The sequence below is a fragment of the Epilithonimonas mollis genome (assembly GCF_900142325.1).
Lineage (GTDB): Bacteria > Bacteroidota > Bacteroidia > Flavobacteriales > Weeksellaceae > Epilithonimonas > Epilithonimonas mollis.
Map to the genome: position 1 here is coordinate 758961 of NZ_FRAM01000002.1, position 16458 is coordinate 775418.

15 protein-coding genes are annotated in these 16458 nt (G+C 37.5%); 6 read left to right on the forward strand and 9 right to left on the reverse strand.

What is annotated here, in order from left to right; translation table 11 throughout:
• Positions 1-71: 71 nt before the first annotated feature.
• A complete protein-coding gene (locus BUA97_RS11110) occupies positions 72-692 on the reverse strand; it encodes a hypothetical protein (protein ID WP_072997998.1) in 621 nt (206 codons plus the stop codon).
• Between the two features lie 188 nt (positions 693-880).
• Between BUA97_RS11110 and BUA97_RS11115 the strand changes: the two genes are divergently transcribed.
• From BUA97_RS11115 to BUA97_RS11130, 4 genes are all read left to right on the forward strand, one after another.
• The gene (locus BUA97_RS11115) at positions 881-1405 is read left to right on the forward strand and encodes an NAD(P)H-dependent oxidoreductase (protein ID WP_072998613.1); all 525 of its coding nucleotides are present in this window, start codon (positions 881-883) and stop codon (positions 1403-1405) included.
• Positions 1406-3259: a cation:proton antiporter domain-containing protein gene (locus BUA97_RS11120; RefSeq protein WP_072998000.1), complete on the forward strand. Its 1854-nt coding sequence runs from the start codon at positions 1406-1408 to the stop codon at positions 3257-3259.
• 46 nt (positions 3260-3305) lie between these two features.
• The gene (locus BUA97_RS11125) at positions 3306-4241 is read left to right on the forward strand and encodes a phytanoyl-CoA dioxygenase family protein (protein ID WP_084081311.1); all 936 of its coding nucleotides are present in this window, start codon (positions 3306-3308) and stop codon (positions 4239-4241) included.
• A gap of 65 nt (positions 4242-4306) precedes the next feature.
• Positions 4307-6385 (forward strand): M3 family metallopeptidase, encoded by a 2079-nt coding sequence (locus tag BUA97_RS11130; protein ID WP_245795904.1) that lies wholly within the window; start codon positions 4307-4309, stop codon positions 6383-6385.
• A gap of 235 nt (positions 6386-6620) precedes the next feature.
• On the opposite strand, the gene BUA97_RS11135 is transcribed toward BUA97_RS11130, so the two are convergent.
• From BUA97_RS11135 to BUA97_RS11155, 5 genes are all read right to left on the reverse strand, one after another.
• The gene (locus tag BUA97_RS11135; RefSeq protein ID WP_072998005.1) at positions 6621-7064 is read right to left on the reverse strand and encodes a carboxymuconolactone decarboxylase family protein; all 444 of its coding nucleotides are present in this window, start codon (positions 7062-7064) and stop codon (positions 6621-6623) included.
• A 181-nt stretch (positions 7065-7245) separates the two neighbouring features.
• Positions 7246-7821 carry a Crp/Fnr family transcriptional regulator gene (locus tag BUA97_RS11140; protein WP_072998615.1) on the reverse strand — a complete coding sequence of 192 codons (576 nt, stop codon included), beginning with the start codon at positions 7819-7821 and terminating at the stop codon, positions 7246-7248.
• 72 nt (positions 7822-7893) lie between these two features.
• Positions 7894-8508 carry a PH domain-containing protein gene (locus tag BUA97_RS11145; RefSeq protein WP_084081312.1) on the reverse strand — a complete coding sequence of 205 codons (615 nt, stop codon included), beginning with the start codon at positions 8506-8508 and terminating at the stop codon, positions 7894-7896.
• 120 nt (positions 8509-8628) lie between these two features.
• Positions 8629-10299, reverse strand: coding sequence for a GEVED domain-containing protein (locus tag BUA97_RS11150; RefSeq protein WP_072998006.1), 1671 nt, complete (start codon positions 10297-10299; stop codon positions 8629-8631).
• 283 nt (positions 10300-10582) lie between these two features.
• Positions 10583-12520: an ABC-F family ATP-binding cassette domain-containing protein gene (locus BUA97_RS11155; protein WP_072998008.1), complete on the reverse strand. Its 1938-nt coding sequence runs from the start codon at positions 12518-12520 to the stop codon at positions 10583-10585.
• A 130-nt stretch (positions 12521-12650) separates the two neighbouring features.
• Between BUA97_RS11155 and BUA97_RS11160 the strand changes: the two genes are divergently transcribed.
• Together BUA97_RS11160 and BUA97_RS11165 are read left to right on the forward strand one after the other, a co-directional pair.
• A complete protein-coding gene (locus BUA97_RS11160) occupies positions 12651-14030 on the forward strand; it encodes a T9SS type A sorting domain-containing protein (protein WP_072998010.1) in 1380 nt (459 codons plus the stop codon).
• A gap of 80 nt (positions 14031-14110) precedes the next feature.
• Positions 14111-15085: a deoxyhypusine synthase family protein gene (locus BUA97_RS11165; protein WP_072998012.1), complete on the forward strand. Its 975-nt coding sequence runs from the start codon at positions 14111-14113 to the stop codon at positions 15083-15085.
• A gap of 67 nt (positions 15086-15152) precedes the next feature.
• Here BUA97_RS11165 and BUA97_RS17155 read toward each other — a convergent pair whose 3' ends face one another.
• The 3 genes from BUA97_RS17155 to BUA97_RS11175 form a co-directional block, all read right to left on the reverse strand.
• Positions 15153-15299 (reverse strand): hypothetical protein, encoded by a 147-nt coding sequence (locus BUA97_RS17155; RefSeq protein ID WP_175546197.1) that lies wholly within the window; start codon positions 15297-15299, stop codon positions 15153-15155.
• Positions 15300-15341: 42 nt separating this feature from the next.
• Positions 15342-15647: a DUF493 family protein gene (locus BUA97_RS11170; protein WP_072998014.1), complete on the reverse strand. Its 306-nt coding sequence runs from the start codon at positions 15645-15647 to the stop codon at positions 15342-15344.
• Between the two features lie 69 nt (positions 15648-15716).
• Complete coding sequence (locus BUA97_RS11175) at positions 15717-16271, reverse strand: ferritin (protein ID WP_072998017.1); 555 nt, start codon at positions 16269-16271, stop codon at positions 15717-15719.
• Between the last annotated feature and the right edge of the window lie 187 nt (positions 16272-16458).

Below are 16458 nucleotides of genomic sequence, written 5' to 3' on the forward strand. Positions count from 1 at the left end.
GGCAAGTAGCTTTTTTGCTTTTAGCTTCGAAATAGATAATAAAACCCGGATTTTTGTTCGGGTTTTTAATTCTAATCATTTACAATTTCGCAATACTGTATAGCTTCTTTACATTTTATATCAATAAAATCTTCCATTTCAAAATATCTGTTATCAATTTTCCAAACAAAACGAAACTCATTTTGTGTCTGATATTTTATTTCTTTTAAAAACATCAAATCCATTCCATTTCCAATAGTTTCCTGTACCCTTGCATTGAAATTTGGACCACCTATTGTTACGGTTCCTCTATCACTTAAATCATCTAAATCAGAAAAAGGTGAAATAATCTTACTTATAACTCTGTAATCTTTATAATTGCAAAATCCTAAAAAAGCTTCATTTGTGCCAGGTATTGCATTTAAAATTGCATTCACAAATGAGATAGGATCTTTAATTCTTACACAAGAATCAACTTTAAATTCGTTCATTAAATCGTTACTAAAATGTAAACTTGAACAAAGCATATAGGCATTTTGACTGGTATTTGTCATTATCAAATTTTGAGTTCCTTCATTTGAAAATGTCTCGTAAATACCTCCTCCCTCATTTGTATCTCCTCTTATTTCGTCAGGATATTTTCTGAATCTATCGAAAGAACTAATTCTAATAATTCCATGTTTAAAAAATAAATCAGAATATTTCTTGTCCATATATCTATATAGACTAGGCAATGAGATATTAATTAACTTAGTTGATTGAAGATTAAACATATTATTAAATTTAATTTCCCAAATATCCCAAAATAATCCTCATCCACAAAATTATTCTCAATTTCGTAATGGTCTGAATCTTGATTTCAAAGGAAAAAATCACTATTTTTACGAAAATCGAGATTTCTTTGAAAAAAACATTGGTTCTATTTGCGCATCCTTACTTCGAACATTCTACCACAAATGTTAGATTGTTAGAATGTTATGATGGTATGGACAATGTTACACTTCGGGATTTGTACGAGGATTACCCCGATTTTCATATTCAGCCATTTCGCGAGAGAAAAAGAATTGTAGAATATGAACGGATTATTTTTCATTTTCCAATTATTTGGTTTGGAATGCCACCTTTGCTGAAACTATGGATCGATGAGGTTTTTGATATGCGCTGGATTTCTGAAAACGGTCTGAATATCCTTTCTGGAAAAGATGCGCTCATCATTACAAGCGTCGGTGGAAAAGAAATCAACTATTCGCCGGAGGGCAAGTTCAAAGCAAACGTAGAAGAACTACTTTCCGGACTGAAGGTGTCTCTGGATGTCAATAACATTGATCTGAAAAAAATCCACGTCATCTATAATGCTGATAATCTGACAGAGGAAGATCTCGACCTTCAATGCCAGGCGTTATCGGAAACACTCAAAATAAAGTAAATGCAGAATTCTATAGCAATGACCATCCTGATTTTTCTTGGAGCGGCTATCATTATGGTGCCGTTGGGGAAAAAACTTGGTTTGAGTTCGGTCATTGGTTATATTCTTGGCGGGATTTTGATTGGTCCGTTTTGTCTGCAGCTGACAGGACGAGATGCGGAAGATATCATGCATGCGTCGGAACTCGGCGTAGTGATGCTGTTATTTTTAGTAGGGCTGGAACTGGAACCCCATAAGCTGTGGCAAATCAGAAAACGAATTCTGGGACTTGGTCTCAGCCAGATGCTATTAAGCATTGTCGGCATCTTTATTGTCTTTTTCATTGCAGGATTTGGATTGAAAAAATCATTGATTATTTCACTCTGTTTTGCAATGTCGTCCACCGCTATTGTACTGCAAACCCTGAAGGAAAAAAATCTTTTCCGGACCGTCAGCGGCGAGTCTTCTTTTTCAATTTTATTATTTCAGGATATAGCTGTAATTCCCATTCTGGCACTGTTACCATTTCTTTCCAGATCAGAAAGTGCAGTAAAACAGGCAGAGCATCAGGAGATTCTATTGCAGTATCTGCCGGATTGGCTTCAGCCTTTCACCGTGATCTTAGGCGTATTGGCATTGATTCTTTTGGGCAGATATATCTTTATTCCGTTTCTTAGATTTGTTTCCAGATCCGGACTGAACGAATTGCTGACAGCCGCATCCTTATTTCTTGTTATAGGCGTTTCCGAACTGATGATTTCAGCTGGTTTAAGTCCTGCTCTAGGAGCCTTCATTGCTGGCGTAATGTTGGCAAACAGTGAGTTTCGCCATGAGCTGGAAAGTGATATCGACCCGTTTAAAGGATTGTTGTTAGCGGTATTTTTTGTAAGTGTTGGGGCAACGATTAACTTTAATATTATTGTTTCTAAACCTGTATTTATCTTCTCTGCGGCTTTTATAGTTCTGGCGATCAAAGCAGTTGTTTTGTATGGAGTAGGAAGATATTATAAAATGAACAACGAACAGAGTTTTTTCCTGGCCTTTGCATTGTCGCAGGTGGGAGAATTTGCCTTTGTTCTGGTAAATTTCGCAGCCAGTCTGTATCTGATAGACTATCAGGCCAACTCCGAGTTAATGGCGATTGTAGCGATTACAATGTGTATCTCACCTTTGCTTTTGATATTTAAAGAGAAATTTCTCGATGACCGGTTCATAACCCGGAAAAATGAAGAAAATGCAGAACTTGGCATCATTGCGCAACGTAAGATTATTATCGTCGGATTCGGATTTTTCGGAAGTACGGTCGGCCGGTTGCTGAAAGCGAACGGAATCCGTTCTACGGTTTTGGATAATGACCCGGACAGAGTCGCATTGCTGAGATCAAACGGCTTCAATGTTTATTATGGCGATGCTACCAAACCAGCTTTGTTGAGAGCAGCAGGGATTGAAGAAGCGGAGCTTCTCGTGATTTGTCTGGACGATCCGGAGAAAAATAGATTCCTTGTGGATTATGCCAAGGAAAATTATCCCGAACTTAAGATTTTTGTAAGAGCCAAAAACCGCCTCGATGCTTATGATTTCCTCAATAAAAATGTGAATAATATCTATCGTGAAACACTCGGGACGGCAGTTGATATGGCAGTTGATATCCTTCAGGAAAATGGTATGAGAAAATACAAGGCGAGAAGAATGGGAAAACGTTTTATGCTGATTGATAAAGCAATGACCAGAAGACTGGCGAAGGAGAAAGACAAAGATATGATTACTTTCACTCTGCGCGAATCTCTGGAACGCGAAGCGGAATTACTGGCACTGGACAGTATTTCATTCGAAGAAAATCACTGGAGCGGTGATGAAGATGACGAAGATAAATAAACCTTATTGGATTTAATTTTTTAAATTTGGTAGAAATTTAATAATTATGTTATCTCTTATAAAAAACAGTAAGTTAAGCTACGCCTTCTTTAATATTTTCAATAAAAAAAAATTAAAACATAATATTCCGCTTTACAAAAAATACAATATAAAGAAAAGCTATTTTTCCCCGATCTCTAGCAATGATTTTAAAAGCATTGAAAACAAATTCATTCGCAAAGAGCACCCTGAAGCCATCCCGCAAACCACATTCTACAAGAACCAGAAAGAAGAAAACCAGCAGAGTCTTCTTCATTTTTTTGATAAAGGCTACAGCGTTATCAGGAATTTCATCACCGAAGAGCAGGCGGATCAGGTCAATGCAGAGATTCAGTCCTTACTGGACAATAAGCAGATAGAATTCAAATATGGTAATAAGCTGATGTTTGCTTTGCACAAATCAAAGATTATTAAAGATATAGGCCTGGAAAAGTCCTTGCTGGAATTGCTGGATGTACTATTGGATGGTAAAACAAAATTATTCCAAAGCATCAACTTTATCAACGGAAGCCAGCAAAAAACACACTCAGACAGTATCCACATGACCACCTTTCCCTTGGGCGGATTGATCGGCGTCTGGGTTGCATTGGAAGACATCAGTGCAGATCAGGGCGCACTGCATTATTATCCCGGCAGCCACAGGTTACCTTATTACATGAACTCTGATTATGATAATGAAGGCAATTCCATCATGCTTGGAGACAAAGGCTATAAAGGCTATGAGGTGATGCTGGAAGAGAAAGTCAAAGAACTGAATCTGGAAAAAGAGATCTTTGACTGTAAAAAAGGAGATATGCTCATCTGGCATGCCAACGTTTTGCACGGCGGCGAGCCACATACCAACAAAAATAAAACAAGAAAAAGCATGGTGTTTCATTTTTTTGATGAAAACTCGATTTGTTACCACGAGATCACACAGAGACCTGCACTTTTCGAAAATTAGTATATATGAAACAAATAAAAACGACTTTGTTTATTACGTTTATTGCATTCGGTGCAGGGAATGTGATGACTTATGCCCAGCAGAAAAAAACATCTGCAACTACACAGCAATCTATGAACAACAATCCTTTTCTCAAAAAAAGTCCGCTGCAGTATCAGGCTCCGGAATTCGATAAGATCAAAGACGATCATTTCAAGCCAGCGTTCGACTACGGATTGAAGGAACAATTAACGAATATCGATAAGATCACCAGTAACACAGCTGCTCCCACTTTTGAGAATACCGTGCTGGCACTGGAAAACAGTGGCGAGACATTAGGAAGAGCAACAATCCTTTTTTATAATCTTACCAGCTCCAATACCAATGATAAACTTCAGAAATTAGAAGAAGATTATGCCCCGGTTTTCGCCTCACATTCGGATAAGATCTATCTGAATGATAAGCTTTACAAAAGAATCAAGGCCGTAAAAACCGATAAGCTGGATGCAGAAAGCAAAAGACTGGTAGAGTATTATATCCAGAATTTTGAATTAGCCGGTGCAAACCTTTCCGCAGAAAATAAGGAGAAGCTGAAAGAGATCAACCAGCAACTGGCTACTCTGGCAACACAATTCAATAACAAATTGCTGGAAGCCAGAAAAAAAGGTGCCGTTCTGATTTCTGATGTCAAGGAGCTGGACGGACTTTCTGCCGACGAAATTGCTGCTGCTGCAACAGATGCGGAGCAGGCCGGGCAAAAAGGAAAATATCTTTTGGCTTTGCAGAATACAACGCAGCAACCGCTTCTGCAGAATCTGAAAAACAGAGATACGAGAGAAAAGCTCTTCCGTGCATCCTGGACAAGAGCCGAAAAAGGGGATGAAAATGATACAAGAGAAACGGTTGAGAAACTAGCAAAACTAAGATTACAAAAAGCCCAGCTCTTCGGGAAGAAAAACTTTGCAGAATGGAGCCTGCAGGATCAGATGGCTAAAACACCGGAAGCAGCAATGGGTCTTCTGGCCAAGCTGGCAGAACCTGCAGTAGAGACTGCATATCGAGAAACAGAAGAGATTCAGAAAATGATCGATGCGCAAAAGGGTGGTTTCAATGTGCAGGCCTGGGACTGGAACTTCTATTCTGAACAGGTGAGGAAGGCAAAATATGACCTGGATGAAAACGAAATCAAACCTTATTTCGAGGTGACAACGGTGCTGGAAAAAGGCGTTTTCTATGCAGCTGAAAAGTTCTATGGCATCACTTTCAAAGAAAGAAAAGACCTTCCTGTTTATCATCCGGATGTTGTAGCCTACGAGGTTTTTGACAGAGACGGAAAGTCTTTGGCGCTATATTACCTTGATTTTTATACAAGAAGCAATAAGAGCGGAGGTGCATGGATGAATAACTTTGTGCCTCAGTCACATCTGTTGGGGCAAAAGCCGGTTATCGTCAATGTTTTTAATTATCAGAAACCTGCACCGGGAAAACCTTCTCTGATATCTTATGACGATGTGGAAACGATGTTCCATGAGTTCGGCCACACTTTGCACGGTCTGTTTGCAGACCAAAAGTATGTCTCGATCTCGGGAACCAATACGCCAAGGGATTTTGTAGAATTCCCTTCGCAGATCAATGAGCATTTTGCGCTGGAGCCGGAGATTCTGAAAAATTATGCCCTTCATTATGAGTCCAAGCAGCAGATGCCGCAGGCTTTGATCGATAAGATCAAAAAGGCGGCAAACTTCAATCAGGGATATGCCACCACGGAGCTGGTAGCTGCTGCAACGCTGGATATGAACTGGCACACAATAACCTCTGAGAGCCAGTTGACTCCTGTCCTGGATTTTGAAAAGGAAGCACTGAATAAGTACGGATTGCTGGTTCCGCAGGTTCCGCCAAGATACCATACACCTTACTTTGCACACATCTGGGGCGGCGGATATTCGGCGGGTTACTATGCATATCTCTGGTCAGAGACGCTCGACTCCGATGCATGGGAATGGATCAAAGCAAATGGCGGAGTGACGAGAGAGAACGGAGACCGTTTCAGAAAATATATTCTTTCCGTGGGAAACAGTGTAGACCTGAACAAAGCTTTTGAAGGATTCACAGGTCATAAGGCAGATATCAAACCGCTCTTGAGAAGCAGAGGTTTTATCAAATAAAATAAGTATTATCAAAGATTTTATCTTAACTAAACTGATAAAAAACGTTACCAACCGGTGACGTTTTTTTGTTGAAAAATGATCATTCTGCAAGTCCTATGAACAGGGCGATCGCTGAGGCAATAAAAAACATCAAGACGTTTTCATATAAACGTCTTGATGTTTTACTAAAAAGGTCTTGATGTTTTTGTCAGAACATCCCGGTGTTTTTTTACAAATGCTTCAATGCATAAGTTTATTCCCCGATCTGCAGATGGGTACTCACTGCGATTCTGTTCCATGCATTGATGGTTACAATTGCCATGATGATCTCTGCAATTTGTTTTTCGGAAAAGACTTCAAGGGCTCTTTGATATGTTTCATTGCTCAAACCCTGTTGAGAGATCTGTGTGATCTCTTCTGTCATTTTCAAAGCTACCATTTCCTCTTCTGTGAAGAATTTTTCTGCCTCGTGCCAGGCACTCAGGATGAAGATTCTCTCTGCGCTTTCTCCATATTTGAGAGCATCTTTCGTGTGCATCGCCAGGCAATATGCACAATTGTTGATCTGCGAAGCACGGATTTTGATGAGTTCTTTGATTGTTTTTGAAATTTCTGACTGAGCCAGATAACCTTCCAGACCTAACATTGCTTTGAAAGCCTGAGGTTCTACTGTGTTGATGTTGATACGTTTTTCCATTGTTTTTGATTGTTTCAAATTGATGTTACAAAGTTGAGAAATAGAAAACGTGGAAAACTTAAACTGGTTTAAGAAACGGTTTGACCACAAAAGAAACCAAAATTTAGTTCTCATATAATCGTTAAAAATAATCCTTCCACTACGCTCAGGATGACACTTCTGATAATAAATTGAGAAGTCTTTACAAAACAATTTTTTTGCGGATCTCGCTCAGGTATTCCGGCGTGAAGCCGAGAAAAGAAGCGATGAGGTATTGCGGGACACGCTGGACAAACTCCGGGTGTTTGCTGAGTAGATTGAAGTAAAATTCTTCTTTGGAAAGGGAAAAGATATATTTTACACGATTCTGAGAAGCGGCAAAAGCTCTTTGATAAACGATCCGGAAGTATTTTTCCATTACGGGAAACTGATCCAGAAGCTGGTCCTGAGATTCAGCAGAAATAACCAAAGCTTCCGTTTTCTCGACTGCCTGGATGTAGAACTCAGAAGGTGTTTTATGTTCGTAGGAGATATTATCCGTCATCCACCATGTTTCTATGGCAAATTCCGTGGTTTGCTCAATGCCTTTTTCGTTGAGGTAGAACTTTCTCAAAAGACCTTTTGTGACGAAATAATTATGCCGGCAAACCTGACCTTCTTCCAATAGATTTTCTTTTTTGCCCAAGTTCCTGACTTCAAAATATTCCATGATCAAAGCAAATTCTTCATCCGTTATTGTAATGAATTTCTGTAAATGCGCTTTGAATATTCCCGACATAATTTTTTTTTTTTTGAGTACCGTAAAATTAAAAAAAAGCAGAATGTCAACCGGCATTCTGCTTTGGTTTTGTTACATTCTGCCGAGGATTTCTTGTTTTTTGGTTTCGTAATCTTCGACAGATATCAAGTCGTTATCCAGAAAAGCTTTTAGCTTCATCAATGTTTCCATTGGGTCTTCAGCAGGGATTTCCGGCTGTGGTTTTGGTTCTTCCGGTTTTTCGTTTTGTGTGTGGATGGTGAATCCGCCTGCCGTTGCTCTTTTCTCTTCCAGTTCCTTTTCTCTTCGGAATTCTATCATTTCTTCTTCCTTGCTTTGAGCGTATTGATAGAGTTTTCTGGCCTGAGATTTAGGAATGTAATCGATGGTTTCTATAAAACCACTGACCGCTGTCATCGTGAAAGTGGAGCCAAGAATCGCTTCGCTGATATGACTTTCAGCCACATCTTTCCAAAGATAATCCTTGAAATCCGTCACCAAACCAAATGACTTCGACCGGAAGAACAGGATTCTTTTATTCGTAAGTACTATAGAATCTGGAGAGATGTTGATGGCAGGTTTATTCTGCACTGCGATATATTCCACAGTTTCGCCGTTGGTCAACAGGTCACTTACTTTCTCCGTGATTTTCTCGACTGCTTTCGGATCCTGGTCTTCGTTCAGGAATTTTTTTATATCGTTGATCATTGTTTGACTTTTTAAGTTTTATCTATTGTGAAATTACAAAAACAAATGGAATATTTCTTAAATAAAAAAGGCTGTCACTTTTCAGACAGCCTCTTGCGTTTTAATAAATTAAACTGAGAATTATTCTTTTATAACTTTAATTGATTTAAGAGTTCCGTTAGCATATTTAACATTTATGATGTACAGCCCTTTGTTAAGTGCAGAAAGATTAAGGTCTGCAGTGGGCTTCACATCTGCAACAATTCTGCCTGATAAATCAGAAACTGTAATTGAAGTTGCATTTTTAACATCAGAAATTTTCACTACATCTCTGAACGGATTAGGATATACTAAAAGTTTATTTACAGCAGAATTATAAAGACCAAGTGTTTCTGTTCCGATATTAAGCGTGTAATCTTCTACATCTCCTACAGTGGTGTTTCCGCAAGGTGATGAAGTGTGAGTAGATGAAAATGTATCGGTCAAACGAATTCTCATTCTTGTTTTTCCCGATCTTGCATTGGCAGGAATAGTAAATGTTCCGATCCAAGGGCCTTTGCCAGAATTTACAATTACTTTTTCATTCTCATCGTCAAAATCTCCGTCCTGATTATAATCTACCCAAACATATACAATATCTCTAGATTGTCCGTTAGCATTCGGAGTAGCAGTAAAGGAATATACCTTTTCTTTCTCTACATTTCCAATGACAGAGGTATTATCCGAATAACCTGAATTTTCCGGAGAAGAATGGTTAAGAACTGTAGCGCCACCTGCATCTTTAATTTCAACCTTATTTATTCTTTCAAATCCAGTCCCGGTATATGTAGCAGCAGCGGTACAATATGATGGCGTTTTTGTTGTGAAAGATATTTCGCTACATCCTGAAGCATCTCCAATCATATTGGTTGGGACTATTTTCACGAAATACTTAGTAGAAGAAGACAAAGCAGCATTGTAACTGGTTGTTGTAACTTTTGTTCCGTTTACAACATTATAAACGCCGGTTGCAGTTCCTATATATACTTTATACCCAGCTGACCCTTCTGCAGCCGGCCAGGTGATGATGGGTGAGGAAACAACATTTGTTGCTCCTTGGGCTGGCGAAGTAATAGTGGTGCAACTGGGAACTGTAAGGGAGGCAATAGCTTCAGCTTTATAATTGTCTATAGCTGAAGTTGTCGGGGCTGCACTGCCAGATGTATAGAAATCTACTTTAGTTGGATCGCCGGAAATAGTTGTGTATGGACCATATTCTGTACCGTTTATATTATAAACAACAGAACCGGTAACAGAATTATAATTAATAATAACTTTATTCCAGGCAGATGCTGTACCGGTAGCCACATTTGTCGGCGCATCGTCACTATTATTAGTTTTGACATACCAGCTGCTGAATGCTCCAGTAAATTTGACACTTGCAGCTATTTTCAATTGTCCCAGTTTTGTTGTTGTATAGAACCTTGCTTCTGTAATGCCCGTACCAGTGCCTGTGTAATGGTCATATGTTACTTTAATAATTTCATTGCCGGGAGTTCTGGCAGACCAAGCAGAAGCAAATGCTGCAGGCGATTTGGTAACCCACATAGCAAAGTTGTTAGTTCTTGGAAATTTTAATGATCTCGCATGGGTCGATGCTGTAACTTCTGAAATAGTAGCTTGTGAAGCCAAAGAAGAGCCATCGTTGCGTTCCCATCCACCCTGAGTGCCCAGATTGCCAATAGGGTAAGTGTCAAAATTATCTTCTTGGAGGACTTGAGAAAATGCTGACCCAGTAAATAAAATACTGGATAAAATGAAAAGTTTTATCATGGTTGTTAATTTAGTTGTACAATAATACAACAAATTTTTTTAACTATGACTAATTATTTAGTGAAATTCTGTTGATTAATTTAGCATATCTGTCTAAATCTAAATCATGAACATCATGTCTGTCCAAATTTCATGTAGGACAGCAATTTTCATGGCAATATCTAGGCATTGCTTATTTCTCTTCTGTCTGTTGCAAAAAGAAGAGATGTCATTTTTGCTAATGAATTTTAATTGTTATAAATAAACACATTTCGGTAATGAAATAACAAAAACAAATCAAGCACTAGCCTTCCAGTTGACTCCCAAGATATTCCCATTCCTGAAGCGTCAAATCCAGTTCTTCTTTTATTTTATTATAAATTTCCAGTATTTCTTCAGAAGGATTTTCTTTAGTAAAACTTGCCTCGAATTCTTCGATTTTCAGTTCCAGTTCAGAGATTTTTTCCTCCACTTTTTTCAGTTTATTCTGGATATTTTTCTGCTCTTTGCTAACAATCGTTGTTGATTGCGGATGGTCAGTCGCTGGTCTTGGTTCCTGAGCCTTTGGTTTTGGCTCTTCAACTTCCTCTTTATGAAGTTTTGACCTTTCAGCAGAGATTTCGCGGATGCTTTCTTTTTGTCTGTATTCCAGGTATTCATCAATGTTACCGAGGAATTCTTTCATCTTTCCGTCACGGAATTCGAAGATTTTATCAGACAAACCTTGCAGGAATTCACGGTCGTGAGAAATAACAATCAATGTTCCCTCATATTTCTGAAGCGCCAGTTTGATAATCTCCTTGGACTGAATATCCAGGTGGTTTGTAGGCTCATCCATAATCAACGTGTTGAACGGACGAAGCAACAATTTACAAAGTGCCAGACGGTTTCTTTCCCCTCCGGAAAGCACTTTGGTTTTCTTAGTTACATCTTCACCCTGGAACAGGAAAGATCCTAATAAATCACGCACTCTGGGTCTGGTTTCTTCCGTTGCAGAATCTTCAGCTTCCTGCAGAACGGTTTTATCTGGCGTCAGGACTTCCTCCTGATTCTGAGCAAAATAACCGATGCTCACGTTGTGACCAAGATTCCATTCTCCGGAATAATCTGTGATATCGCCAGCAAGAATCTTTGCGAGAGTGGTTTTTCCTTGTCCGTTTTGTCCCAAAAGAGAGATTCTGTCGCCACGTTCCACAAAGAAATCTACATTGTCGAAAATCTGTTTGTTGCCATAAGCTTTACCCAGATTTTTAGCTTCGAAAATGACTTTTCCTGGCGTTACAGAAGGTTGGAAACGAATATTGAATTTGGAAACATCTTCATTATCGATTTCGATTCTCTCTATTTTATCCAGTTTTTTAATTAATGATTGGGCAAAAGAAGCTTTCGTCGCACTCGCACGGAACTTGTTGATGTTGTCTTCCATCTGCTTGATTTCCGCATCCTGATTTTTCTTTGCCTGTGCCAGTTTTTCACGGCGTTCTTTTCTTAATTCAAGATATTTGGAATAATTGGCTTTATAATCTTCGATCTTCTTATTATTAACATCAAAAGTCCTGTTGCATATTGAGGTCATAAACTGCTTGTCGTGACTTACCAAAACGATGGATCCGGGATAATCTTTCAGGAAATTCTCCAGCCAGATGATAGATTCCATATCGAGGTGGTTGGTCGGCTCATCCAGCAGCATCAGGTCGTTTTTCTGAAGCAGCAGTTTTGCCAGTTCGATTCTCATTCTCCAGCCTCCGGAAAATTCGTCCGTGATTTTATGGAAATCATCTGCTTTGAACCCTAAACCAAACAGAACCTTTTCAACATCGCCTTCAAGATTATAGGCGTCATGATTCATCAGAAGGTCATTCAGCTCCGTCATTCTGACAATTAAATCAGAGTATGCATCACTTTCGTAATCAGTTCTGGTAGTCAATTGATGATTGATATCTTCCAGCTCATTCTTCATCGCATTGATTTGCTCATAAGCTTGCATGGTCTCATCCCAAACGGTTCTTCCTTTCACAAAATCAAGATCCTGCTTCAGAAAACCAATCGTGATATTACCTTCCGGAACGACAGATCCTTCATAAAAATTGATTTCTCCGGAAAGGATTTTAAGCAGCGTAGATTTTCCGGCTCCGTTCTTGCCGACCAAGCCAATTTTGTCGTCTTTTTTTATTGTAAAATTAACGTCCCTGAAAAGATAATTTCCCGCGTGATGCAATCCTAATCCCTGTGCCGAAATCATTGTAGTATATGTTTAAATTTCAATTTGCAAAAGTAGGGTTTAATTGATGAAAAACAACAAATCAAGATAGTAATAAGCAGCAAACTTTGAAAAATAAAACTTAAACAATTTATATCTTTGCAAAAAAACAATGAAAATAAAAATCCTAATATTGTTGATGTTTTTGACAGCTTATTTTAAAAGTCAGTATCTTGATTCTACTTTTGGTAATAATGGAAATCTTTTGCTACAAGGAATCGGGGCTTTTTTTGGGACCGCAATTCAAAATGATGGAAAATTGGTTTTAGCAGGTAAAACTAGTGATAATAAAGGTCTGTTATGTAGGCTTAATCCTGATGGAAGTTTTGATAATACTTTCGGTGTAGCAGGGAAATTGATTTTCCATGAGGAACAATGTAATTATGAAGTTGTTAGTCCAGCTAAAATATTAGATGATGGAAGCATTGTGCTATTATACGATGGATCAAATAACAATAACTCATTTAGAATACGGAAGCTGGTAAAACTTAAAAGTAACGGAAGTCTTGATGAATCTTTTAATAGTACAACTATCTGCTCAGATTTTACTTTACTTTCAAACGGAAAAATCATTGTTGTTCCAGGTTTTGGGAATAAACTTATACGATTAAACAACAATGGGAGTATAGATACATCTTTTGGAAATATGGGAATCAAGACTCTGTCTGGAGTATCAGATATTAATTATTTAGAAACTGATCCACTAACAAATGATGTTTTTTTAATGGATTCTAATAGCCGTAAAATATGGAAAATTAATAATGAAGGAATGCAGAATATGACATCATATAGTTATAGTAACTATGTTAGTAATATAAAATTTTTTAAAAATTCATTATTTTTATCGGGTGGAGTGTATAATAGTGATTATGTTAGTACAAGTATTAGAAAACTCAATGCTAATTTTACTTTGGATCAATCATTTGGTAGTTCGGGCACTGTTTCTATGTCTAATCCAAAAGCTAATATTGATTTAATTTTTCAAAATGATGAAAAAGCTCTCCAGTTAAATTTTATCCCGTACGGAAATGAAATTCAAATTGCTAGATTTAATACAATTGGAACTGTCGATAATTTTTTTGGAAATCAAGGAAAATTTGATTTTCAACCAGGAATAGATCGTATTTATTCAACTTATTTTTTGTATAATAAATCAAATACATTATACGTGATTAGCACTGAACAGCCTAATAATAATCAAGTAACAAATTTTAGAAATGTTGTAATTAGTAAGATTAATATTGATGGTAATCTTTCAATTTTAGAAAGTAAAAAACAAAAGTTAATTCTCTATCCTAATCCTGCTACAAGTTTCATATACTTTTCGAAAAAAATCAATTCTATTGAGCTTTTTTCAAAAGAGGGCAAAAAGATAGAAACCACTACTGCGAATAAATCATTAAGTGTTTCTAATCTAAATAAAGGGATATATATTTTGAAAGGTGTTGATGAAAATGGTAATGCAATTTCTGAAAAATTTATAAAAAAATAGAGATTTGTTTACTGACAATATTGATAAGGTTAAAAAATTAAAATTATTAAATTACTAACTTTGCAAAAATCTTAAACAAAATGAGCAAACCGATTTCGGAATTTATAGAAAAGTATTATTTGCACTTCAATGCAGCAGCGTTGGTAGATGCTTCCAAAGGTTATGTGGCACACCTGAAAGATGGCGGCAAAATGATGGTAACATTGGCCGGAGCGATGTCAACAGCTGAGTTGGGAAAAATCTTTGCAGAAATGATTCGTCAAGATAAAGTGGATTTTATCTCTTGTACAGGTGCAAATCTCGAAGAAGACCTTATGAATCTTGTTGCGCATTCTCACTACGAAAGAGTTCCTCATTACAGAGATTTGACTCCGCAGGAAGAATGGGCACTTTTGGAAAGAGGTCTGAACAGAGTTACCGATACTTGTATCCCGGAAGAAGAAGCGTTCAGAAGATTGCAGAAACACATCTACGAAATCTGGAAAGATGCTGATGATAAAGGTGAAAGATATTTCCCACACGAGTATATGTACAAGATGATTTTGTCCGGCGTTCTGGAGCAGTATTATGAGATTCCAAGAGAAAACTCCTGGATGATTGCTGCGGCTGAGAAGAATTTGCCAATCGTAGTTCCAGGGTGGGAAGATTCTACAATGGGTAATATCTTCGCTTCATATTGCATCAAAGGAGAATTAAAATTCTCAACAATGAAATCCGGAATTGAGTATATGGCTTATTTGGCTGATTGGTACACGAAAAATTCTGCTGGAAAAGGTGTAGGTTTCTTCCAGATTGGTGGCGGAATTGCCGGAGATTTTCCAATCTGTGTGGTGCCGATGCTTTATCAGGATATGGAGATGCATGATATTCCATTTTGGTCTTACTTTTGTCAGATTTCTGATTCTACAACATCTTACGGTTCATATTCAGGTGCCGTTCCAAATGAGAAAATCACTTGGGGGAAACTGGATATTACCACACCAAAATTCATTGTTGAAAGTGATGCCACAATCTGTGCACCATTGATGTTCAGCTATATTTTAGAAAATTCTTGATTGGAATAATATATTAAAATGAAAGCGTTCAATTTTGAACGCTTTTTTATTTTTAAATATGTGATAATTAGTCTAAAGAATTAATTAAAACAAAATAACGGTATCCAAATATTGCCTTCTGAAGTTTATTGAGTTTGGTGAAATCTTTCTTGCTGTATTTTGGTAAAAGTTTCACATTGATTTTGTTGAGAAATCTAAAGAATGCCTTTTTCATAACATTGATTTTGATGAATTGTCTGCAAGGATTAAACCAAAATCACAGCATCATTACACCTTCAATTCCTGCCACTTCTTTATAAATTGTAATAACCTGATCTGCGTCCAGCACAAAACAATCTATAGAGACTGATGTGTATTTTCCTGTTGCGCTTTCTTTATTGGATAAAGTGTATTTCATGTTATCAAAAACTCTCAGGATTTCTGTTATTTTTTCGGAATCACTTGTTACGATGAATTTAAAAAGATATTCCTCCGGGAAGTTATGCTGTTCTTCCAGCTTTTCTTTAAGTGATTTGTAAAAATCTTCCGGATTGGTATGGTTGTTTTCTATAATGTCTGCCATTTTTTATTTGAGTATAAATTAAAAGTCCCCGTAAAAACGGAGACCAAAGTTAGTGATATTTTATTTGAGCTAAGAAGGATTATCCGCTGTGGCAGTCTGAGGAAGAGAAACCTCATCTGAAGCTTCCTCCAGAGCCTTGTCAAGTGTAAATAGAGATTCATCAGAAGCCTGATCGCCACCAGCAATTTTCAGCTTGTCGATGAGTTCGAGTGCCAGTTTTTCTTCTTCAATCTGCTCTTTCACGAACCATTGCATAAAATTCCATGTAGCCCAGTCCTTTTCCTGAAAAGCTAAATCAACAAGCTCGTATATAGAAGTCGTGTTATCAACTTCATGCTGAAAAACTTTGTTGAAACAATCGGTCAGGTTTTTGGGGTTTTCTGGCGGCGCAGGAATAGCTTCCACCTTTGCTTCACCACCTCTGTCAAGGATGTAACGCATAAATTTGATCATATGGTTTCTTTCCTCCTGCGAATGTCTGTATAGAAAATTGGCAATACCTCCGTAACCATTGATATCTGCCCAGCATCCATAAGACAAAAAAATCTGTGAAGCGTGTGCCTCTTTTGTCATCTGTCGTATAAGAGCGGACTGCATTTCGTTTGATAATCTGTTGGTGTTCATATTTTGATTTTTTAGTGATTTGACAAATATTAATACCTCAAATTGAGTTATTAAAAATTCAGATTATGTTAATTAGACAAATATTAAGCCAAAAAAAGGGGATTTATTTTTTATGCTTATCATTGTTTTTAAAACTTTTTTTAATATTATTTTATTGATTATAAGTAAGTTAATCTATTTTTAATAA

Bases quoted from the DNA above. Each gene is read 5' to 3' on its own strand.
- BUA97_RS11110 (WP_072997998.1), bottom strand. From the start codon at position 692: ATGGACAAGAAATATTCTGATTTATTTTTTAAACATGGAATTATTAGA.
- BUA97_RS11120 (WP_072998000.1), top strand. From the start codon at position 1,406: ATGCAGAATTCTATAGCAATGACCATCCTGATTTTTCTTGGAGCGGCT.
- BUA97_RS11125 (WP_084081311.1), top strand. From the start codon at position 3,306: ATGTTATCTCTTATAAAAAACAGTAAGTTAAGCTACGCCTTCTTTAAT.
- BUA97_RS11130 (WP_245795904.1), top strand. From the start codon at position 4,307: ATGACTTATGCCCAGCAGAAAAAAACATCTGCAACTACACAGCAATCT.
- BUA97_RS11135 (WP_072998005.1), bottom strand. From the start codon at position 7,064: ATGGAAAAACGTATCAACATCAACACAGTAGAACCTCAGGCTTTCAAA.
- BUA97_RS11140 (WP_072998615.1), bottom strand. From the start codon at position 7,821: ATGTCGGGAATATTCAAAGCGCATTTACAGAAATTCATTACAATAACG.
- BUA97_RS11145 (WP_084081312.1), bottom strand. From the start codon at position 8,508: ATGATCAACGATATAAAAAAATTCCTGAACGAAGACCAGGATCCGAAA.
- BUA97_RS11150 (WP_072998006.1), bottom strand. From the start codon at position 10,299: ATGATAAAACTTTTCATTTTATCCAGTATTTTATTTACTGGGTCAGCA.
- BUA97_RS11155 (WP_072998008.1), bottom strand. From the start codon at position 12,520: ATGATTTCGGCACAGGGATTAGGATTGCATCACGCGGGAAATTATCTT.
- BUA97_RS11160 (WP_072998010.1), top strand. From the start codon at position 12,651: ATGAAAATAAAAATCCTAATATTGTTGATGTTTTTGACAGCTTATTTT.
- BUA97_RS11165 (WP_072998012.1), top strand. From the start codon at position 14,111: ATGAGCAAACCGATTTCGGAATTTATAGAAAAGTATTATTTGCACTTC.
- BUA97_RS17155 (WP_175546197.1), bottom strand. From the start codon at position 15,299: ATGAAAAAGGCATTCTTTAGATTTCTCAACAAAATCAATGTGAAACTT.
- BUA97_RS11170 (WP_072998014.1), bottom strand. From the start codon at position 15,647: ATGGCAGACATTATAGAAAACAACCATACCAATCCGGAAGATTTTTAC.
- BUA97_RS11175 (WP_072998017.1), bottom strand. From the start codon at position 16,271: ATGAACACCAACAGATTATCAAACGAAATGCAGTCCGCTCTTATACGA.